Here is a 21,858-nt window from a genome sequence, read left to right on the forward strand (position 1 = left end):
AATTTTTATAGGGATTTAGACCTTAAAAAATAGCAAATATATCGTTAATATGCATAATGAAATGAAGGAAATAGCAAAAGGGACATATGTAATGATTCTCCACTTATACAAAGATTGATGCTTATTTCTATTTATGTATAATTGCCCCGAATCTTGTTGTATATTTGGGTACTGGGCAGCTGTAACCATTTCTAATAAAACCGTATCATCCTGTTCAGCCATCTTTCTCACCCCATCGTTTACCATCTTTTCTATGGACTGTAAATGTGACAAACTTTTGTCTTCAATAAAATACTACCAAAATATACAAATAATGGATTCGGTAATTTTTCCCATGACTTTCGTATGTGGTAATATCATCCAACTATAAGTAGAATCAAAAAGTGAATAGTATCACCTATAGTTTTTCTATTAAATAAGGAAAGAGGGGCTAGAATGATCTGCAAAAATTGCAAGACTCCTTTACGTGCAGGTGCAGGATTTTGTTCTGAGTGTGGAGCTCAAGCTGAAGAAAACAATAGACAACCTCTTATAAGACCCTTTTCCAAAAAGCTTCTTATCCTTATAGGCACAGTTATCCTATTAATTGCAGCAGCTGCTGTGCTCTACATCATTGGAAACAATTCCTCTTCACCTGTGAAGCTAGTAAATGAATTTAAACAAGCCGTAAATAAAAAGGATGCAGAAAAAATCACTTCTCTTCTCCATTCCTCCGTATCCGATTGGACCTTTCAGAAGTCTGATGCAGAGCTTTTGCTCGCCTATTTTAGTGAGCAAACAGATGATAAAAATGAGTTATTCAAAAGACTCGACAAAGAAGCAGCAGAATATGAGGAAAATCAAGAGATTTATCGCTTTGATGATGAGCCCTTTGCTGCCATTGCACTGAAACAGGAAGGAAAGAAATGGCTATTTTTCCATAAATACAGCTTACAAGTGGTACCTGTATACTTGCGTGTAAAAGTAAACAAAGATGATGCAAAAATTTTTATAAACGGAAAGAAAATAGAAGATCAGACGAAGGCAGACGACTATCAAACATATGGACCCTTTTCCATAGGAACGCATGAAATCAAGGCAGTCATAGAAGGGAAATACGTGGATGCTGAAGAAAAGAAAGAAGTTGTTCTATACGAGGTGAAGAACAGCAAAATGGATGAAAGCATTTCTATCCAAGCAAGCACTGTTGAAGCTAGTACATTTTATGAGGATACAAGTCTTTATATCAATGGGCAAAAAACAGAAATGACACTTGGAAGTGCACGGGAAGAAATAGGGATTCTCCCAACGGATGGAAGTGTCACCTTTACACTAGAAAAGGAATTTCCATGGGGACTTGCAAAATCGGATGAATTTGCTGTGACAGAAAAATATATAAATATGAATCAATTTACCGTTTTATCCCCAGAGCAGCAAGAGGAAATTATGACGTTATTAAATGAGAATTGGTCACAGCATACGGAAGCATTGCAAACAGCAGACACTTCCAAAATGATGCTCGTTCCAGAGGAATATAAGGAATCAGTAAAAAAATCGGCACTCCAACTAGCAACCTTATCGGAAAAATATACTGCCACCTTTATCCAGGCACGATACGATATGGAATCAATAAAAATGCCTATATACAATGAAGACAAAAACAGGTATGAATTAAAGGTTGAGGCTGAGTACACACTCTTAGAGCCCCAGCTTCACAATTACTCGCTTTTACGAGATGGGGACAAGGCAACGACCACTTTCTATATGTCGCTATATTATGATGAAAAAGAAAGCAAATGGAAGATTGAAGACTATGCAGATGGCAGCTTTTTTCTGAGGGAATCTAACGAGATTAAAACATTTGAAATCAGTTAAGGACAGTCTGAATGGACTGTCCTTTTCCTATTCTAATTCATTCATGTATTCATCGATTCAGCAAACTTCCAACATAACGAAGCAATTCATTGGCAGAGGTTGAATTATAGCCATGCTCATCGATTAACCGGGCTACCACTTCATTGACCTTTTTCAGCTGCTGTTCGTCTGGCGTTTTTGTGGATGTTGTAATTTTGACAACATCCTTCAAGTCAGCAAATAATTTCTTTTGAATCGCTTCACGAAGACGGTCATGTGAATTATAATCAAACCGTTTTCCTTTGCGGGCATAAGCAGAAATACGGATTAATATTTCTTCGCGGAATGCTTTTTTTGCATTTTCAGAAATGCCAATTTGCTCCTCAATGGAACGCATCAGCTTTTCATCTGGATTGATTTCCTCACCTGTTAATGGGTCGCGAAGCTTTGACTTATTGCAATACGCTTCTACATTATCAAGGTAATTGTCCATTAGCGTTTTCGCAGATTCTTCATACGAGTACACAAATGCTTTTTGAACTTCTTTTTTCGCAATATCATCATATTCCTTACGTGCAAGTGAAATAAAGTTTAAATAACGTTCCTTAAGTTCTGGCGTAATCGATGGATGCTGATCTAGCCCTTCCTTCAAGGATCGCAGCACATCCAGTGCATTGATCGATGAGATCTCTTTTCGAATAATGGTTGAAGAAATTCGGTTGATGACATAACGAGGGTCAATGCCGCTCATTCCTTCATCTGCGTATTCCTTCTTCAATTCCTCGACATCTGCACGATTATAGCCTTCCACATTTTCTCCATCATATAGACGCATTTTCTTTACTAAGTCGATATCACCCTTTTTCGGCTCCTTCAAACGGGTTAATATCGTAAACATAGCCGCAACTCTTAACGTATGCGGAGCAATATGGACATCTGCTACATCGCTTTCACGAATCATTTTGTCATAGATTTTCTCTTCCTGTGTGACCTTTAAATTATACGGAATTGGCATGACAATAATCCGGGAATGGAGCGCCTCATTTTTCTTATTAGAAATAAATGAACGATATTCCGTTTCATTCGTATGTGCTACGATCAATTCATCCGCAGAAATGAGCGCAAATCTTCCGGCTTTGAAATTTCCTTCCTGGGTCAAGGATAATAAATGCCAAAGAAACTTCTCATCACATTTAAGCATTTCCTGAAACTCCATCATTCCGCGGTTTGCTTTATTTAATTCTCCATCAAAGCGGTATGCACGCGGATCGGACTCCGATCCATATTCAGCAATCGTTGAAAAGTCAATGCTCCCTGTTAGATCAGCTATATCCTGTGACTTCGGATCGGATGGACTGAACGTTCCGATTCCCACCCTGCGATCCTCTGAGAAAATAATTCTTTCAATTTGAACGTCTTCGATCCGTCCTCCGTATTCCTGTTCAAGCCGCATGCTATTTAATGGAGATAAATTCCCTTCAATTCGAATGCCATATTCATCATAGAAATCCTTGCGGAGATGATGAGGAATTAGGTGAAGCGGATCTTCGTGCATCGGGCAGCCTTTTATCGCATAAACCGCCCCTTTCTCATGATGGGAGTAAGCTTCCAGCCCTCTCTTTAACATGGTGACTAAAGTAGATTTCCCTCCACTGACAGGTCCCATCAATAAAAGAATTCGTTTTCGGACATCCAGCCTTTTAGCAGCCGGATGAAAATATTCCTCTACAAGTCTTTCCAGCGCTTCCTCCAAACCAAATAACTGATTGCTGAAGAATTGATATCGTTTCTGCCCCTTTACATCTTCTACACCGGCATCTTTAATCATATTATAAACCCGGGAATGTGCGGACTGGGCAACCCATGGCTTTTCTTTAACAATTTCTAAATACTCTCCAAAAGTCCCTTCCCATTTCAGCTTTTCCTCTTCATGGCGATACAGCTCAATTTTTTTCAGAATATCCATAAGGACCTCCCCCTGTCGCATTATCGCAAGACGATTAATATAATCTATGCGACCCGGCAAATGAACATGCTAATCTGTGCCTTCTTTCGGTTGTCCTTTTTATAGGTAAAATATGGTCATCTATTTACATGAAGAAATGAATGGGATGATAAAGGGGAAAAATGTCAATAATAGAGATGCATGATCGGATGGCTAAGTAAAGAAGTGTAGAAAAATCTCCACACATTTCATTCACAGTTTCTTGTAAATGGGCTATAATAAATTTGTTATTGATGCTTGACTATTGTAAAGGGGGATACATAGTAATGAAGCTTATTCTCATTCTTGGTGTTATGGTTGCATTTTTAACAGCTATTCTAACATCTGGGTACGAAGACAAGCCAGGGTCTGGTGTGGAAAAATAATTAGAAAAGCTGCTGTGGGTTACAGCAGCTTTTTTCTTATTTTAAATGGATATAATCCTGCTGGCGCAATGCTTCATAGATAAGAATAGCTGCCGTGTTGGATAGATTTAAGGAGCGGACATTTCCGTTCATTGGGATCCGCAATGCACGATCCTTATTTGCTTCAATCACATCCTTTGGCAATCCAGTTGTTTCCTTGCCAAAGATAAAGTAATAATCCTTTTCCTTGTTACTGTAATCAAAAGTAGAATGCGGCTGCTGACCGAATTTCGTTAAATAGAAAAATTCACCGCCTTCATTTTTCTCGAAAAATTCATCAAGCGAATCATAATAAACAATGTTTACATACTGCCAGTAATCTAAGCCAGCACGCTTTAACATTTTGTCATCTGTAGAAAACCCAAGCGGACGAATTAAATGTAATACCGTATCTGTTGCCGCACAAGTACGAGCAATATTTCCAGTATTTGCTGGAATTTCTGGTTGATATAAAACTACATGCAATGCCACGATTTTCACCTCAAAATTCATGCTTTCTCTATTATTATAGCACTGTTTTCTTCACGAATCATGCATCGTCCACTATCGAAAAAAACTTATATTTTATATTTGGCGTATATGCTGTTGAATCTTCATATGCCCAGTACCTCATGCGGCTATTGGTCGTATGGGCATTCACAAGAGGCATGCCAAATGCATCCTTTGCCGTAACAATTGTTGTGTGATCAAAGCGTCCATCCCCTTGAAAATCATAGCAAATCACATCCCCTAATAGTAATTCTTCAGGTGATGAGACCTCTTTTGCCCTTAAGCCAGCCTTTGACCCCGGCAAGTACCATCTTAATGAATTTGCAACTGTCCAGCTGTAGCTCCAATTATTGTTTCTCATCCACCATCCCTGTGAACGATTCGGGTATCCGCGCATAGGTGCTTCTCCCGCATGGAGACATTGTGAAATATAATTGGTACAATCCACATCAAAAGATTTATAAGCAGGATTATAACTATTCCACCACCTTTCTGCATATTGCACCGCTTTTAACCGATTATACTGATAAGAAATTCTTTCCAGTACTATCTCTTCCTCCTTGATAGGTTCATCATCAGCCAATAACTCCTCATAAGGATTGACCTCTTTATCTTCAACTAGTACGCCTTTATAAAATTCTGCTGTTCTAGTCTCGATTTCCTCTTCTATATAAAATAAGCTTTTTTGCTTGATCAAATATTTAAAATGGACATGATATTGAATGGTGCGAACATCCGCTTTTTCTTCCCCTAATGAAACAATCGTCCCGATTGCATGAGCTTTAATAATTTCTCCTGAACGACTCCCCAAACATGCTTTTTTCTGCTCAATTTTTTGACAAGAATGGATCGTGCTTCCCTTATTCGAAACACATTGTTGAACCCTTTTCTCCAAATGCGCTTGAAGCTGTTCTCTCACTGCCCAACACTCCTTTCATTATTATAGATATGAAAGAAGTGCAGATTTCACCTCATAAAAAATAAGGAAGCCCAGGGGACATTCCTCATTTTTTATAAAAGTTAATGAATTAGATTTGAAAAAGCCTGGTTGATAACCGAGGTTCTCGTTTTTTGTTAAACCAGGAATTATTCGCTGAAAAAAGCTAATCCTCGTTCGATTTCTACTAACACGTCTTCATCGCTTTCTGTTTCCCGGGCCTTCTCTAATGCCACTTTGGCTCGTTCCCCGCCAATTTTCCCTAAAGCCCAAGCAGCTGTTCCGCGAATAACAGCGCGCGGATCCTTCATCATCACTTCAATTAATTCATCTGCAGCTGTTTCATCTTTAAAATGGGCTAAGGCAATAATAGCATTACGCTGAATTGGCTTTTTCCCTCTCCATGAACCAGCAAGCGGTCCAAATTTCTCTTTAAAGTCCCGGTTGCTTATTTGCAGAATGGGTTTCAAAAGCGGTTTAACAATTTCAGGGTCTGGCTCCATTTCTTCATGAAAATGAAAGTTCTTTCCCTTATTTTCAGGACAAGCAGTCTGGCAAGAGTCACAGCCATATACCCGATTGCCGATTTTTTCACGATATTGCTCCTCAATAAAGCCCTTTGTTTGCGTAAGAAAAGCAATACACTTCTGTGCGTTAATTTGTCCGCCTTGAACAAGCGCACCTGTCGGACAGGCTTCTAAACATTTATTGCAAGTTCCGCATTGGTCCTCAATTGGCTGATCCGGCTCAAAGGGAATGGTCGTTATCATTTCTCCTAAGTATACATAGGAACCAAACTCTGGAGTGATTATGGAACAATTTTTTCCGCTCCAGCCAATGCCAGCACGTTCTGCAACAGCTCGATCTACAAGTTCTCCTGTATCCACCATTGACTTGCATTTCGCTTCAGGCACTCGTTCTATAATATATTCTTCTAGCTTTTTCAGCCGATCACGTAAAATGAGATGATAATCCTCGCCCCAGGAAGCACGGCTAAAAATGCCTCGCCTCTCTCCTTTTTTACTTGTTACTCGTTCATTCATTTTGGATGGGTAGGCAAGGGCAATCGCAATAATTGAACGCGGGCTGTCCATCAGCAGTGCAGGGTTTACACGCTTTTCAATATCCTTTTCCTCAAAACCTGATTGGTACTGGAGCTCCTGCTGGCGAATCAGCCGATTTCTTAATTCATCAAAGGTGCTCGCAGTCGTAAATCCGATTTTATCTATTCCAATTGTTTTGCTATATTCAATGATCTCTTTTTTTAACTGTGAAAAGTCCATAAGCTTCTCTCTTTTCTACATATATATTAATGAAAGTATTTTAAAAGGCATCGACTATTATGATAAACTATTTTTAACTATTTTTGGAGGTGGAAAGGTTGGAAATTCATATTTCACATGAGCTTTGTACACTTTTCCCAACATTTAAAGTTGGTGTGATTCATTATCAGAATATACAAGTAGGCGACTCCCCGCAAATGGTCAAAGGACGTCTGCAATTATTTCAGGAATCGATTTTCTTTGATTTAGAGGAGAAGAATGTTACGGACTTAGAAGGTATTAAAGAATGGCGGCAGATTTTTAAAGCCTGCGGGAAGGATCCTAACCGTTATCGACATTCTGCTGAAGCCCTATACAGAAGAGTGAAGAAGCAAGATTATTTAAAGCCAGTTAACAGTTCAACAGATATAAATAATTTCTTCTCCTTACAATACCAAATACCGATTGGCATCTATGATGCAGATCAACTAGGCGGCACGCTCGAAATTAGAAAGGGTTCTGAAGGCGAAGAATACATAGGATTAAATGGGCGGGTGAACTCTCTGCAGAATTTGCTTTTAAGCGCAGATGACAAAGGACCATTTGGCAGTCCTTTCGTTGATTCGGAAAGGACATGTGTAACGGAAAAAACGAAGAATGCTGTGCAAATTGTTTATTTGCGCCCTTCAATGAGCAGTGATGAAGCTTCTAGAATGGTAGAGTCATTAATGAATATGTTTATTCAAGTACATGGCGGAGATGGGAATTTTGAAATTTTTGGGTGCTGATTCAGCATCCTTTTTTCTATTAAAATGGAAAAAACGCAGCACCTCGTTCTCTTCGAAACGAAACACTGCGTTGTGATATGTATGGAGCGGGTGAAGGGAATCGAACCCTCGACAACAGCTTGGAAGGCTGTGGTTTTACCACTAAACTACACCCGCAAAATAGATAATTCTATGTAAAAATCCTTTGTCAATCAATCAACTTCTATATAATACTCCTGTTCCATAAAATGGTCAAGAACTTTCGAGAAATTTGTCGAAAAAAGTTATTTGTCAGTTAGAACTATTTTCTCCTTTAAAATGATACGATTAAATAAAATAGATAGAATATTCCAAATCAAACGGAGGGCAATTATGTATAAATTATATTGCAGGGTTTATCAAGGTGCTTTCAGATTGGCATCAAACTTTATGCCCTGGCGTAAGCCCGAACTAATAGAAGGAAAAAACAGCTTAAGCAAGGTGCCTAAACTCCTTTTGAACAAGGGAATTGATCGTGTACTAATCGTTACTGACAAAGGGATTGCCTCACTCGGACTGATCGATGGTTTACTAAGAGGGTTAGAAGATTCAAACATTGAATATGTTTTATATGATCAAACGATCCCTAATCCGACAATTGACAATATTGAAGAAGCTCTCGAACAATACAAAGCAGCTAACTGTAAAGGGATTATTGCCTTTGGCGGCGGTTCACCTATGGACTGTGCCAAAGGTGTTGGTGCACGTGTAGCCAGACCTGAAAAAAGCATTCCACAAATGAAAGGCGAACTAAAGATAAGGAAAAAGATCCCTCCTCTCATTGCAATTCCAACTACTGCAGGCACAGGAAGCGAAGCAACAGTTGTTGCCGTTGTATCAAATAGCCAAACCCATGAAAAGTATGCAATCAATGATATGTCACTTATTCCGCATTATGCCGTTCTTGATCCTTTGCTTACAGTTCAGCTGCCCCCTCATATTACTTCAACAACAGGGATTGACGCGTTAACACATGCCATAGAAGCATATATTGGCAAAAGCAATACAACCGAGACAATAGCTTATAGTCAAGAGGCGGTAAAGCTGATTTTCGATAACATCTATGAAGCCTATTCTAATGGGACAAATATCGAGGCACGAATCAACATGCAAAGAGCAGCGTATCTTGCTGGTATGGCATTTACGCGTGCATATGTAGGGTACGTCCATGCGATTGCACACACATTAGGCGGATTTTATGGGGTTCCCCATGGACTGGCAAATGCCATTATTTTGCCTTATGTTCTCACTTACTATGGCAAGTCTGTCCATAAGCCATTAGCCGAATTAGCGGATATAGCCGGAATTGGCGGAGCTGCTGATTCAATCGAGCAAAAAGCAGTTAAGTTTATTGAAGCTATAAAGGACCTAAATAGAAAAATGAACATTCCTGCTAAGGTGAGCGGGATTATTGATACGGATATTCCCTTAATGGTAGAGCGTGCAATAAAAGAAGCAAATCCTCTCTACCCTGTACCGCAAATTTTATCAAGGAAGGATCTGCTGGCTCTTTATCAAATGATTAAAGACTAAGAAAATCTGCTAAATTCTCTTGGGAACAATTTTGAAGAGAATAATAGAGTTTTGGTCGCCAATAAGGTCTATTGGCGACCGTTTTATTGAAAATTGGTGACTTCCGGGAACCAATACTACTCATTGGCGACCGTTTTTGCAAAAATAGGTGACTTTCGGGAACCAATTCTACTTATTGGCGACCGTTTTTGCAAAAATAGATAACTTTCGGGAACCAATACTACTTATTGGCGACCATTTTATTGAAAATTGGTGACTTCCGAGAACCAATTCTACTTATTGGCGACCGTTTTATTGAAAATTGGTGACTTCCGGGAACCAATACTACTCATTGGCGACCGTTTTTGCAAAAATAGGTGACTTTCGGGAACCAATTCTACTTATTGGCGACCGTTTTATTGAAAATTGGTGACTTTCAGGAACCAATTCTACTTATTGGCGACCGTTTTTGCAAAAATAGGTAACTTTCAGGAACCAATTCTACTTATTGGCGACCGTTTTTGCAAAAATAGGTGACTTTCAGGAACCAATACTACTTATATGCTACCACTTCTTTGAAATCTATCAGGTTCGAGAAACTAACCCAGCTACACTCCACCACTTTAAGCAAAATCTCACACAATGACCATCTTACTTTTTACGAATCCTTTCCACTTCATCCGCAACAAATTGGACATTTGTTCCGATGATGACTTGAATGCTTTGCGGTCCAATAATATTGATTCCGGGCACACCTGTTGATTTAATTTTCTTTTGATCAATTTTATCAACTGTCTCTACCTCGACTCGTAAACGAGTAGCGCAATAATCAACGGATATAACATTATCATCCCCGCCTAAGCCTTCATAAATAACGGCTGCCATGTTTGAAAATTTATTCACTGAAGCATTTCCAACAGTGCCTTCTTCCTCGTCTTCCAAATCATTCCCTCTGCCAGGCGTTTTCAAGTCGAATTTGACGATTAAGAAGCGGAATAAGAAATAATAAACGAGAGCAAATCCTAACCCCTGCACCACTAGCATCAATGGCATATTGGCAATCGGGATGCGCAAGCTTAAAACAAAATCTATTAATCCTGCACTAAAACTGAAGCCGGCAGTCCATTGGAAGGCTGCTGCAATAAATAAAGAAAGACCTGTTAATGCGGCGTGCACAATATAAAGAGCTGGTGCTAAGAACATGAATACAAATTCAATCGGCTCCGTTACACCTGTGAAAAATGAAGCAAAGCCTGCGGCAAGCATTAAAGAAGCAACCATTTTCTTTTTCCCAGTTTTCGCCGTATGATACATCGCCAATGCTGCCGCTGGTAAACCAAACATCATAATCGGGAAGAAACCAGCTTGATACATGCCAGTTACGCCCTTCTCTCCAGCGCTTGCCCAGAAGTTCCCGATATCGTTAATCCCTACTGTATCAAACCAAAAAACGGCGTTTAAGGCATGATGCAAACCAGTTGGGATTAAGAGACGATTGAAGAACCCATAAATTCCTGCACCAGCTGCCCCTAGACTGCTAATCGCTTCACCAAAGGAAACCAATCCACTGTAAACAACTGGCCAAATAAAGAATAAGGCAGCAGAAACTACAAGCATCGACACGGCAGACATGATCGGCACAAGCCGTTTTCCGCTGAAGAACGCCAGAAAGTCTGGCAGTTTCACATGACTAAATCGATTGTACATCCATGCAGCAATAAGTCCGGAAAGAATACCTATAAATGCATTATCAATTTTTTCAAATGCTGCATTGACGTTCTCTGGATCAATCCCTTGCAATAAAGCAACCGTATCCGTTGATAGCATGGTTGTTACAACTAAGAATGAGATTAATCCGCTTAATGCGGCAGATCCATCCTTTTCTTTAGACATTCCAAGTGCAACCCCAACGGCAAAAAGTATCGGAATATGGTTAAGAATAGAACCTCCTGCTTTAATTAAAAACGCTGCCAAAGCATTGCCAGAACCCCAGCCATCGTGATCAATCCAATATCCAATCCCCATCAGGATAGCAGCCGCTGGCAGTACAGCTACCGGCAGCATGAGCGAGCGTCCGAGCCTTTGTAAAAACTTCTTCATAACAGACTCAACCCCTATTCATTATTTTCTTAAGTCGTCTTTATCCCCTTCATTAAGCGCTCAATATGAAGGGCAATATAGCCTAACTCCTGCTCAGGAAGGGTGATTCCATGCTGCCTTCCTAAGTCCTGTGCAATTTTTCTAGCATAACTGAATGAGTACGGAAACTTCTTTTTAAGCATGACGAGCATTTCTTCATCCATTGTGTGTAGTTCATTTTGGCCTAATCTTGTTAAAGTAAAGCGAAGATGTGAAATGAGACGCTGATAGGAAAGGTCATCCTCTTCAACTGCAATTCTTACATGCCTTTTGATCAATTGGACCATATCTCTAATAATCGTCGTTTGGCGGATCGTTTGACGCAAATCACCTCCTTGCGGTTTCATCGTGTGTAAATGGAGGGCAATAAAGCCAGCTTCATCAATAGGCATCTCAATCTGACACTTCTTATTTATATGCTTAATTGCCCAAACCCCAATTTCAAATTCTCTAGGATAGAGGATTTTAATCTCATATAATAGCTTATTATGAATATGAATGCCTTCTCTCGTTCGTTCGATCGCAAAAGAGAGATGGTCTGTTAAAACAATATGAATATGATCATTTAATTTCGTTTCCATATTCCTTTCCGCATAGGAGATGATTTTTTCTGATATCGTGAAATGTTCTTCAGGAATTATGTTCAACAATTGCTCAAATTTGTCATTCTCCTGCATGACAAATACCTTCTCTATTTTTCCGCTGGACACAACGTCATTCCGTTTCTTGTTAAACGCAATTCCAGCTCCAATCGCAATTTTTTCTCTGCCATCATCCTGGACGATCACCGCATTATTATTGAGAATCTTTTTGATCTTTATCGTTAGCTCCTCCTTTCCAGTAAAATAGAAATCTATTATTTAGACCATACGGTCATCAGCACTGTTTCGCCAATTTTACTTTCATTTATATGGTTTACTTGGATCTCTCTTTCTCCACTATTCGTAATCACAATAGGCGTGATCAAGCTTTTTGCTTTTTCACCGACAGCTCTCCAATTCACTTCCATAAGCAGCTGTCCAGCAGAAACCAAATCTCCATTTTTCACGAGAACTTGGAACCCCTCTCCTTTAAGTGAAACTGTTTCTAAACCAACATGAATAAGCACCTCTGTCCCATCATCTGCACGTATTCCTATGGCGTGCTTTGTTTCAGCTACAAGGATAATCGTCCCTTCGAAAGGAGCATGAACGCCTCCCTTCTTTGGCAAAATAGCTGCTCCTTCCCCCATCATTTTCTTGCTGAAGACAGGATCGGGAACTTGATCCAATGAAAATACTTCCCCTTCTAATGGAGCAAAAACTTGCAATCTGCGTTTCTTGAATAATTTTGATAGCATATGGACTAACTCCTTATTTCAAATATTATGGATGCAAAGGAACGTAAAAAGGCATGGGGCAATTAAAAGAGGAATATCTCTTTATCTTTACCGCCATGCCTGATCGAATCAGTCACATGTGATCCAATATTAAAATTCAACTGTTTTCTGAATTTTGTTACTCTTATTATATACACCACTTCTTGCTCTCATGCTTGTTTTTTATCGGGATTTTTCTCCCATGTATATCCGAAAGAATTCAAGACTATTGTTCTATTAAAATACTTAAATTTGGTATATAATTCTAGTAATGGCAAATCAATTGAAAGATTGAGACGCAAAGCCACGGGTCTAAGGCCAAGTGCTATGACGGCTGGGTTACCGTATTTATCCTGCAAAGGATAAAATCGTAAAGGAGAGTTTATTATGTTTAAAAAATTTTTCTTCGTTTCACCTTTTATTCTTACAATCCTCTTTATGCAATGTTTTTCTGCTTTTGCAGAAGGAACGCTCACTGAAAAAAATGAAATTTCTGTATCTTCAGCTGATGCAAAAGCTAATAAAGAGACATATAATCACATTTTCCAAGCTATTACTAGCTTGAAAGACACTGCTAGCTTCCCTTCGCAATCAATCTCATACAAAAATGTTGGTACAATCATTAATCAAGTTTTAGAGGATCACCCTGAAATTTTTTATTTTAAACATGAAGGTACGATCGCCTACTCCAATGGTAAAATTGAACTGAAGTATAAATATCCAGTGAAAAAAATCAAAGAAATGGTCCAAAATCAGGATGCGAAGGTTAAACAAATATTAAAACAAATGATAAAACCCGGTGATTCAGATTTTAATAAGGTGAAAGCCATTCATGATTACATTGTTTTAAACACTGCTTATGATTGGGAAAACTATACTAAGGGACAAGTCCCTGATGCCTCCTATACCGCCTATGGCTTAATGATGAATGGAGAAGCCGTTTGTGAAGGCTATGCCCAAACGATGCAGCTGCTATTAAAAAAAGCAGGGATTGAAGCTTACTTTGTGACAGGCAAAGCAAATGGCGGGGCACATGCATGGAATTTAGTTAAAGTGGATGGAAAGTATTACTACGTGGATTCAACATGGGATGATCCTGTGCCAAACCGCGCTGGCGAAATTAGCTACAAGTATTTTCTTACACCAGCAGCTGCTTTAAAGAAAGATCATTCTTGGGATGAAAAGCAATTTCCTGCTGCAACTAGCACGAAGTATTCCTATTTTCAGGACTTTTACACTGTAAAAGAATCAGGTGACTTTTTCTATTACTCAAGCAACAAAGATAATCAAAAACTTTACAGAATGAAAAAGGATGGAAGCGGAAAGAAAAAACTGCTTAATGTCAGCACTCCATACTTTGTTTTAACGAAAAACTATATATATTTGAGCAATTATTCCAATGGCGGCTATCTTTATCAGGCTAAGCTTGACGGAACCCAATTAAAAAAAATTAATAATATCCATTCAATTGATCTATATGTTGAAAAGGATAAACTGATATTTACGAATAAAGCAACAGGTGCAAAAGGATCTGTAAAAATTAATTAAAAGCTATGCTAAAAGAAAGAGGACAATGACCGGGATGCCCCAAACCATTGTCCTCTTTTTCTCAGGATTCTATTTTTCTTCTATTGAATGCGATTCCTAAACCAATTAGAATCAATGCAATTCCAGCTAATGGCAAGCCCATATTCGCCTCTTCGCCTGTTTGAGGGAGTACATCTGCTCTTCCTTGATTAGACTCCTTAGGTCCGCTAATTGGGTTTCCTTGATTCGGATTGCTTGGCTTTTCCGGATCACCTGGGTTATCTGAGTTGCCCGGATTATTTGGTTTCCCTTGGTTATCTGAATCCCCTGGATTATTTGGATTGACTGGGTTGCTTGGTTCTCCTGGTTCTCCTGGTTCTCCCGGCTCTGCTGGTTCTCCCGGTTCTCCTGGCTCTCCTGGGTTACCCGGTTCTCCCGGCTCTCCCGGTTTACCTGGTTCTCCTGGTTTCCCCGGTTCTCCCGGCTCTCCTGGGTTACCCGGTTCTCCCGGTTCTCCCGGTTCTCCCGGTTCACCTGGTTCTCCCGGCTTGCCTGGTTCTCCCGGTTCTCCCGGTTCTCCCGGATTGCCTGGTTCTCCTGGTTCACCTGGTTCTCCCGGATTGCCTGGTTCTCCTGGTTCACCTGGTTTATAGTTTTTAACAGTTACTTCCTTCTTTTCATCATCAAGCTTTACTGCCATATTTTCGGATGCTTTTTGAATCACATACCCTGCTGGAGCCTTAACCTCTTTTAAAACATAGTTATCAAAGGCTAAGTTTTCAAACGTTGCTTTTCCTTCTGCATCCGTTGTTTTCTTTTCAACTAACTCATTTTTGCTATTGTAAAGCTCAAATTCTGCACCATCTAGCGGTTTATTCGTTGAGCCATCCACTTTAAGAACGGTGAGGCTTCCTTTGCCTCTTTCATTCTCTTTAGCTACCTCCACGATCGAGGTTTGTTTTTCCTTGATTGTGAAAGTAACTGGTGTATTATCTAGCAAGTAATGCTCAGGAGCCTTTGTTTCGACAAATTGATATTCGCCTGCCTCTAAGTTGTTAATGATGATCTTACCGTTTTCATTAGTAAAATGTGTGCTTATTTTGACAAAGTCTGAGCCATCTTTCCGTTGGAGTTCGAATTCTGCTCCTTGAAGAAGTGATTGGTTTGCTTTATCTTTTTTGGTAAGTTCTACAGCTTGATGGATTTTTTCATTTTCGATTTCTACTTTGTTTTCTTTTTCTTTTATTTCAATCGTTTGCGAGTCTTGAATCCCGACAACATAGCCTTCAGGTGCTTGATCTTCTATTAGGAGATATTCACCATATAACAGCCTGTCAAATGTTAATCTCCCTCCATCGTCAGTTTTCCCTGTCTTAATAACTGCCATACTATCAGGATCAATTAACGAGAAAACAGCATCTTTCAGCTTGATGGTATCATCTTTGCTATCAGTCTTAATAATTTCTAAACTACCTACCTCACCACTGCCAGTACCAGAGCTTGATGTTTGTTTAATCTCAATTTCCTTCGCTCTGCTAATTTGTTCAGTAGTGATCCCATCACCAGTAAAACTGATTTCGTTATTAACTTTCTCCTTTGGTTTTGCAAGGATTAGTGACTGATATTCTAAAATGAAAGGACTGCTCATTTCTTCTAAGAATATCAGTTCAAATATCTCTTGCCCCTCATCATCAATTGAGATGGAAAGCGTATAGTCTTTATCTCGCTTAAGTTCATTTTTCCTGTCTATTGTAACTGTTCCATCATCCCCCACGTTCGTTCCAAACACATGGAAGGATTGCTCAATAAACGCTTGATTCATACTAGGTGTATCTACTAATTTTGCATTATTAACGGTGGACTGGCTAAAGTTAATATTAACCTTCCAATCTATTACTTTCCCGTTTTGCTGACCTGATTTGTTAACATATTCTCCACCGTGTTTTACAGATACTTTACCTGAAAGCTTTGCAATTTCAGTTCCTTTATCAGAAACAATTGCTTCATTTGAGTAAGAATCTTTGATTAACTGGTCTTTTAAGCTAGTTCTATATTTAATCAAGAAAGCGAAGTCGATGGTCCCTTTAAATATTATCTGGAAGCCTGGTTTCCCTTCTGGATGCTCATGAACTGTATAATCTACACCTTCACGCAACTCTTTAACCTCTACTCCATTAGCACTTCCAGTCAAGGACATCTCATATACTTCTAATGAGTCTTTAATGAATTGTTGATTATCTAATATCTCATCAACAACAGCTGCTTCTTCTAGTGTTCTCAGATTGTAGTTAACTCCTACTTGCCATGTAATTTCTTTATCAACGGCATTGTAGGAGCCGTTTTTAAAACCGTTGGATTGTGTATAAGTGTCTGGCGTAAATTTATCGGTATAATCCTTACTGCCTGATTCACCCTTTTCATTCATCCAAGTAAGCAATACACGATTACTTAAAAATTTATCATCTTTATTGATTCTTTCTTCATAATTGAAATATGTTGTGTACTCAATTCTATGAGGGTCAGTAATTGACTGATTAAACGTTATGATAAACCCTCCATCATTATCCTTTGGAGTCATTGTAAAATCTGTGTATTCCTCTTTTGTCGTTCTATTGGTGATCTTTATTGAGTCTTCTTTTAGCTCTAATCCCCCATTTGCAAAGGTATCTTCAAGTACAACATTTTCCATTTTATGACTGTCTTTGTTAATGTCAATAACCCAATTAACAGTTTTGTCCNCCGGTTCTCCCGGTTCTCCCGGTTCACCTGGTTCTCCCGGCTTGCCTGGTTCTCCCGGTTCTCCCGGTTCTCCCGGATTGCCTGGTTCTCCTGGTTCACCTGGTTCTCCCGGATTGCCTGGTTCTCCTGGTTCACCTGGTTTATAGTTTTTAACAGTTACTTCCTTCTTTTCATCATCAAGCTTTACTGCCATATTTTCGGATGCTTTTTGAATCACATACCCTGCTGGAGCCTTAACCTCTTTTAAAACATAGTTATCAAAGGCTAAGTTTTCAAACGTTGCTTTTCCTTCTGCATCCGTTGTTTTCTTTTCAACTAACTCATTTTTGCTATTGTAAAGCTCAAATTCTGCACCATCTAGCGGTTTATTCGTTGAGCCATCCACTTTAAGAACGGTGAGGCTTCCTTTGCCTCTTTCATTCTCTTTAGCTACCTCCACGATCGAGGTTTGTTTTTCCTTGATTGTGAAAGTAACTGGTGTATTATCTAGCAAGTAATGCTCAGGAGCCTTTGTTTCGACAAATTGATATTCGCCTGCCTCTAAGTTGTTAATGATGATCTTACCGTTTTCATTAGTAAAATGTGTGCTTATTTTGACAAAGTCTGAGCCATCTTTCCGTTGGAGTTCGAATTCTGCTCCTTGAAGAAGTGATTGGTTTGCTTTATCTTTTTTGGTAAGTTCTACAGCTTGATGGATTTTTTCATTTTCGATTTCTACTTTGTTTTCTTTTTCTTTTATTTCAATCGTTTGCGAGTCTTGAATCCCGACAACATAGCCTTCAGGTGCTTGATCTTCTATTAGGAGATATTCACCATATAACAGCCTGTCAAATGTTAATCTCCCTCCATCGTCAGTTTTCCCTGTCTTAATAACTGCCATACTATCAGGATCAATTAACGAGAAAACAGCATCTTTCAGCTTGATGGTATCATCTTTGCTATCAGTCTTAATAATTTCTAAACTACCTACCTCACCACTGCCAGTACCAGAGCTTGATGTTTGTTTAATCTCAATTTCCTTCGCTCTGCTAATTTGTTCAGTAGTGATCCCATCACCAGTAAAACTGATTTCGTTATTAACTTTCTCCTTTGGTTTTGCAAGGATTAGTGACTGATATTCTAAAATGAAAGGACTGCTCATTTCTTCTAAGAATATCAGTTCAAATATCTCTTGCCCCTCATCATCAATTGAGATGGAAAGCGTATAGTCTTTATCTCGCTTAAGTTCATTTTTCCTGTCTATTGTAACTGTTCCATCATCCCCCACGTTCGTTCCAAACACATGGAAGGATTGCTCAATAAACGCTTGATTCATACTAGGTGTATCTACTAATTTTGCATTATTAACGGTGGACTGGCTAAAGTTAATATTAACCTTCCAATCTATTACTTTCCCGTTTTGCTGACCTGATTTGTTAACATATTCTCCACCGTGTTTTACAGATACTTTACCTGAAAGCTTTGCAATTTCAGTTCCTTTATCAGAAACAATTGCTTCATTTGAGTAAGAATCTTTGATTAACTGGTCTTTTAAGCTAGTTCTATATTTAATCAAGAAAGCGAAGTCGATGGTCCCTTTAAATATTATCTGGAAGCCTGGTTTCCCTTCTGGATGCTCATGAACTGTATAATCTACACCTTCACGCAACTCTTTAACCTCTACTCCATTAGCACTTCCAGTCAAGGACATCTCATATACTTCTAATGAGTCTTTAATGAATTGTTGATTATCTAATATCTCATCAACAACAGCTGCTTCTTCTAGTGTTCTCAGATTGTAGTTAACTCCTACTTGCCATGTAATTTCTTTATCAACGGCATTGTAGGAGCCGTTTTTAAAACCGTTGGATTGTGTATAAGTGTCTGGCGTAAATTTATCGGTATAATCCTTACTGCCTGATTCACCCTTTTCATTCATCCAAGTAAGCAATACACGATTACTTAAAAATTTATCATCTTTATTGATTCTTTCTTCATAATTGAAATATGTTGTGTACTCAATTCTATGAGGGTCAGTAATTGACTGATTAAACGTTATGATAAACCCTCCATCATTATCCTTTGGAGTCATTGTAAAATCTGTGTATTCCTCTTTTGTCGTTCTATTGGTGATCTTTATTGAGTCTTCTTTTAGCTCTAATCCCCCATTTGCAAAGGTATCTTCAAGTACAACATTTTCCATTTTATGACTGTCTTTGTTAATGTCAATAACCCAATTAACAGTTTTGTCCTTATAATTAGGATCCTTTTCCCACTTTTCTAGGATTTGCTGTGAAATGGGTTGTTCTGAAGATTTAGTAATATTATTTGCAGTAACTTCATTTTTTATCGTTTCCCCATCAACTACTCTATTAATTGCTTTTGTCTTATAAACAATTTTGAAAGCCGAATTGATATCTTCATTAAATTGAAGAACAAAACCATTCTTATCTTCTGTATTTGTTGGAGTTAAAGAATAATCACTGTATTGTGTTCCAGGTTCTATTTCTTTCCCATTCACATCGATTTCCACTTTTTGCACTGCGATGTCATAGTTGCCATCTTCTTTTATTACTAGTTCTTGTGTTTTGTTAAATAGATCGGTTAGCTTAGCATCAGCCTGATCAATATGCTTTTCGTTAAAATTATATCTAATTTCCCACGTAATCGTTTGTTTTGCAGGATCATAATGTGCAACCCTTTTTGCTAATGCTTCTCCGCGTTTCACACCAACAGATGCAGATGCTTCCTGCTCTCCAAATGAGTCACCTTTTAGAATCGCTGTATTATTATAGTCTGTTTTCTCTGCATCTATAATCTTAGTATCAAAGACGACTCGATAGGCGGATGAAATTTTCCCAAAGCTGATTTCAAAGTTTGTTCCATCTGTTATTGCACGTGTAATTTCATCCCCTTGTTCTACACTTCCATCTAAACGAGTGATTAACTTATAAATCTTAACCGAACCAGGTATTAGCTCTTGACCTTCTTGAATAAGGTCACTTAAAACGGCATTTTCAATTACATCAAGGTGTTTATTAAAATTAACCGTCCATGTAATGGTTTCTGCATTGTATTGTTTATTTGGAGTTCCCTGTTTATCAATCGTTGACCCATTAGGTGTGAAGATAATCGGAATTTCATGCGACTCTTTCCCCTCAATAGGTGTAATAGTTACTACCTTATCTTCCGATATAACTATATCTTTTCTTAACGTTGATAAGACCTCAATGGTTCCCCTAATATTAGAGTGAGTTTCAATAAAATCATTAAAAACTACAGTAACTATTCGACTCCCCTTTGAAACACTAAATGTTCCAATCGAAACCCCATCAAATAGCAAATCACTATTAACATTTTCATATACATCAAGTTCTACAGGAAGCTCAAATGTATAAGTAGCCCCATCTCTATAGCCATGGTTATTTTCAAGTGCCCATTCATAGTTCACTGCAATTACTGTTGAACTGCTGGCACCATTATCACAACTGCCTTGATCACATGTGAGGTTTGAACTCGTTAAAATATTCTCCGCAATAACTGTCCCAGCACCAGCTGAAGGATCCTTTACTCCTTCTTTGCCTGCTTCCCCATCTTCCGCTCCTGCTTCAGTTTCCGGATCTGTATTGCCATCCTCCACTACTTCAGTATCTTCACCTGGATCTGCATGATCTTCTTCAGTCCCAGCGTCCTTTTCAGGATCGGCTGTTTCTTCTCCAGATCCAGCATTTTTATCAGGATCGGCTATCCCCTCTTCGTTGACTTGCCCTTCATTAGAAGTGTTATCTTCAGTTGGGTTTTCTTCTGTTCCTGCACGCTTAGCGGCAAGCTCAAGGCTTCCTGATCCATCGCTTTTTTGCCCTTCATTAATGGTTACAGTGATTATTCCATCAGTTGATACTTTGTACGAACCAATCGGTCCTTCATCAATGGATAAGTTGCCCGATTGTTCTTCCTCAATTTTCACATCAGACGATATTTGGAAAGTATATGTCCCTCCCTTTCCTTCTTGATCTGCTGTGAATGTCCAATCAAACCTTACTTTTACCTTGGTGTCATCTGCAGCATCCGGTTCAATCACTGCCTCTCCTAGCGTAAACAATTGCCCCGTTCCCGTATTTGCACTAGCAGCCAGCGGGGATAAAAAACTGTTGACAATTAATAAAATCATCACAGAAATGAGACTAAACTTCTTCATGGTGACCTCCTTACTTTCAGCTTTTATTTTTTAACTTTGCCTGTACAATGAGGCGATCTGTGGGATTTTTTTGGCCTATAGGTGTACAAGTAACGAGAGTAAGAACTGGTTCCTTCTGATCATTTAGGACCTCAATTTTCGAACGATCAACAACAAATTTCTGGACTATAACATACTCATATGTACCAGTCTTCGTTTCTACTATAATTTCATCGTTGCGTGAAAGCTCATCAAGCCGGTTAAATTGCTTGCCAAATGTAGTGGAACGGTGTCCGGCGATTCCGACATTATTTATTCCAAATTCCTTGTCCGGTTCAATCATCCCTGTACCTTTTTTCAAAGGGACTTTACCAGCACCTTCAAAAATAAGCATTTCTAGGTCAATATCCGGGATATAGAGAATGCCTCTTGCCCCATCTAATAGCTCTACCTGATCTTGGTCTTCTTTTATCTCAGTTAAATCTGCCTGTTCTTCAGTCTCGACTACATCACCCAGCTGCTTGAAGGTTTGTATTAATTTCTCCTGTTTCGTATCTGCAGCTTCCTTTTCAATTTGCGGATAAAAGAGTAAAAGTAAGCCAGCTGATATAAATACAAAGCTCCATACAAATCGCAATATAAATCCCCTTCCATTCTTTTTTGTTACTTTACAACATATCTTCTCCTTTCCT

General features: G+C 38.8%; 14 protein-coding genes, 1 tRNA gene and 1 riboswitch. Of the genes, 4 read left to right on the forward strand and 11 right to left on the reverse strand.

What is annotated here, in order from left to right:
* Positions 1-15: 15 nt before the first annotated feature.
* Entirely contained in the window at positions 16-222 is a 207-nt protein-coding gene (locus tag C1726_RS04170) for a hypothetical protein (RefSeq protein ID WP_102272021.1), read from the reverse strand.
* A gap of 213 nt (positions 223-435) precedes the next feature.
* Between C1726_RS04170 and C1726_RS04175 the strand changes: the two genes are divergently transcribed.
* Positions 436-1,854, forward strand: coding sequence for a zinc ribbon domain-containing protein (locus C1726_RS04175; protein ID WP_102272022.1), 1,419 nt, complete (start codon positions 436-438; stop codon positions 1,852-1,854).
* Positions 1,855-1,903: 49 nt separating this feature from the next.
* On the opposite strand, the gene C1726_RS04180 is transcribed toward C1726_RS04175, so the two are convergent.
* The 4 genes from C1726_RS04180 to queG all read right to left on the reverse strand — a co-directional run bounded on the left by C1726_RS04180 (position 1,904) and on the right by queG (position 6,951).
* On the reverse strand, positions 1,904-3,799 hold the full coding sequence (locus C1726_RS04180) for a PrkA family serine protein kinase (protein WP_102272023.1): 1,896 nt from the start codon (positions 3,797-3,799) through the stop codon (positions 1,904-1,906).
* 440 nt (positions 3,800-4,239) lie between these two features.
* Entirely contained in the window at positions 4,240-4,713 is a 474-nt protein-coding gene (trmL, locus tag C1726_RS04185) for a tRNA (uridine(34)/cytosine(34)/5-carboxymethylaminomethyluridine(34)-2'-O)-methyltransferase TrmL (RefSeq protein ID WP_102272354.1), read from the reverse strand.
* Positions 4,714-4,771: 58 nt separating this feature from the next.
* Positions 4,772-5,650, reverse strand: a complete 879-nt coding sequence (locus C1726_RS04190) for an amidase domain-containing protein (protein ID WP_102272024.1) — start codon at positions 5,648-5,650, stop codon at positions 4,772-4,774.
* A 167-nt stretch (positions 5,651-5,817) separates the two neighbouring features.
* Positions 5,818-6,951 carry a tRNA epoxyqueuosine(34) reductase QueG gene (queG, locus tag C1726_RS04195; protein ID WP_102272025.1) on the reverse strand — a complete coding sequence of 378 codons (1,134 nt, stop codon included), beginning with the start codon at positions 6,949-6,951 and terminating at the stop codon, positions 5,818-5,820.
* 98 nt (positions 6,952-7,049) lie between these two features.
* On the opposite strand from queG, the gene C1726_RS04200 reads away from it, so the two are divergent.
* Positions 7,050-7,718: a B3/B4 domain-containing protein gene (locus C1726_RS04200; protein ID WP_102272026.1), complete on the forward strand. Its 669-nt coding sequence runs from the start codon at positions 7,050-7,052 to the stop codon at positions 7,716-7,718.
* Between the two features lie 82 nt (positions 7,719-7,800).
* Here C1726_RS04200 and C1726_RS04205 read toward each other — a convergent pair.
* Positions 7,801-7,874: transfer RNA gene (locus C1726_RS04205), tRNA-Gly, on the reverse strand.
* 195 nt (positions 7,875-8,069) lie between these two features.
* On the opposite strand from C1726_RS04205, the gene C1726_RS04210 reads away from it, so the two are divergent.
* Positions 8,070-9,269, forward strand: a complete 1,200-nt coding sequence (locus C1726_RS04210) for an iron-containing alcohol dehydrogenase (protein ID WP_102272027.1) — start codon at positions 8,070-8,072, stop codon at positions 9,267-9,269.
* 630 nt (positions 9,270-9,899) lie between these two features.
* Here the strand turns inward: C1726_RS04210 and nagE are convergent.
* From nagE to C1726_RS04225, 3 genes are read right to left on the reverse strand one after another with little or no spacing between them, the layout of a single operon-like run.
* Positions 9,900-11,348 (reverse strand): N-acetylglucosamine-specific PTS transporter subunit IIBC, encoded by a 1,449-nt coding sequence (nagE, locus tag C1726_RS04215; RefSeq protein WP_102272028.1) that lies wholly within the window; start codon positions 11,346-11,348, stop codon positions 9,900-9,902.
* A gap of 29 nt (positions 11,349-11,377) precedes the next feature.
* On the reverse strand, positions 11,378-12,208 hold the full coding sequence (locus tag C1726_RS04220) for a PRD domain-containing protein (RefSeq protein WP_102272029.1): 831 nt from the start codon (positions 12,206-12,208) through the stop codon (positions 11,378-11,380).
* 35 nt (positions 12,209-12,243) lie between these two features.
* On the reverse strand, positions 12,244-12,726 hold the full coding sequence (locus C1726_RS04225; protein WP_102272030.1) for a PTS sugar transporter subunit IIA: 483 nt from the start codon (positions 12,724-12,726) through the stop codon (positions 12,244-12,246).
* 281 nt (positions 12,727-13,007) lie between these two features.
* Positions 13,008-13,091, forward strand: a riboswitch (cyclic di-GMP riboswitch).
* A gap of 40 nt (positions 13,092-13,131) precedes the next feature.
* Here C1726_RS04225 and C1726_RS04230 point away from each other — a divergent pair.
* Positions 13,132-14,292, forward strand: a complete 1,161-nt coding sequence (locus C1726_RS04230; RefSeq protein ID WP_102272031.1) for a transglutaminase domain-containing protein — start codon at positions 13,132-13,134, stop codon at positions 14,290-14,292.
* A 61-nt stretch (positions 14,293-14,353) separates the two neighbouring features.
* On the opposite strand, the gene C1726_RS25865 is transcribed toward C1726_RS04230, so the two are convergent.
* Both C1726_RS25865 and C1726_RS04275 read right to left on the reverse strand, forming a co-directional pair.
* Positions 14,354-21,187 (reverse strand): collagen binding domain-containing protein, encoded by a 6,834-nt coding sequence (locus tag C1726_RS25865; protein WP_142385054.1) that lies wholly within the window; start codon positions 21,185-21,187, stop codon positions 14,354-14,356.
* A gap of 16 nt (positions 21,188-21,203) precedes the next feature.
* Complete coding sequence (locus C1726_RS04275; protein WP_102272032.1) at positions 21,204-21,803, reverse strand: class D sortase; 600 nt, start codon at positions 21,801-21,803, stop codon at positions 21,204-21,206.
* Positions 21,804-21,858: the final 55 nt, after the last annotated feature.

The organism is Cytobacillus massiliigabonensis (assembly GCF_900199725.1).
Classification (GTDB): domain Bacteria; phylum Bacillota; class Bacilli; order Bacillales; family Cytobacillaceae; genus Cytobacillus; species Cytobacillus massiliigabonensis.

Coding starts and splice junctions, on each gene's coding strand:
- C1726_RS04170 (WP_102272021.1), bottom strand. CDS start 222: ATGGCTGAACAGGATGATACGGTTTTATTAGAAATGGTTACAGCTGCC.
- C1726_RS04175 (WP_102272022.1), top strand. CDS start 436: ATGATCTGCAAAAATTGCAAGACTCCTTTACGTGCAGGTGCAGGATTT.
- C1726_RS04180 (WP_102272023.1), bottom strand. CDS start 3,799: ATGGATATTCTGAAAAAAATTGAGCTGTATCGCCATGAAGAGGAAAAG.
- queG (WP_102272025.1), bottom strand. CDS start 6,951: ATGGACTTTTCACAGTTAAAAAAAGAGATCATTGAATATAGCAAAACA.
- C1726_RS04210 (WP_102272027.1), top strand. CDS start 8,070: ATGTATAAATTATATTGCAGGGTTTATCAAGGTGCTTTCAGATTGGCA.
- nagE (WP_102272028.1), bottom strand. CDS start 11,348: ATGAAGAAGTTTTTACAAAGGCTCGGACGCTCGCTCATGCTGCCGGTA.
- C1726_RS04225 (WP_102272030.1), bottom strand. CDS start 12,726: ATGCTATCAAAATTATTCAAGAAACGCAGATTGCAAGTTTTTGCTCCA.
- C1726_RS04230 (WP_102272031.1), top strand. CDS start 13,132: ATGTTTAAAAAATTTTTCTTCGTTTCACCTTTTATTCTTACAATCCTC.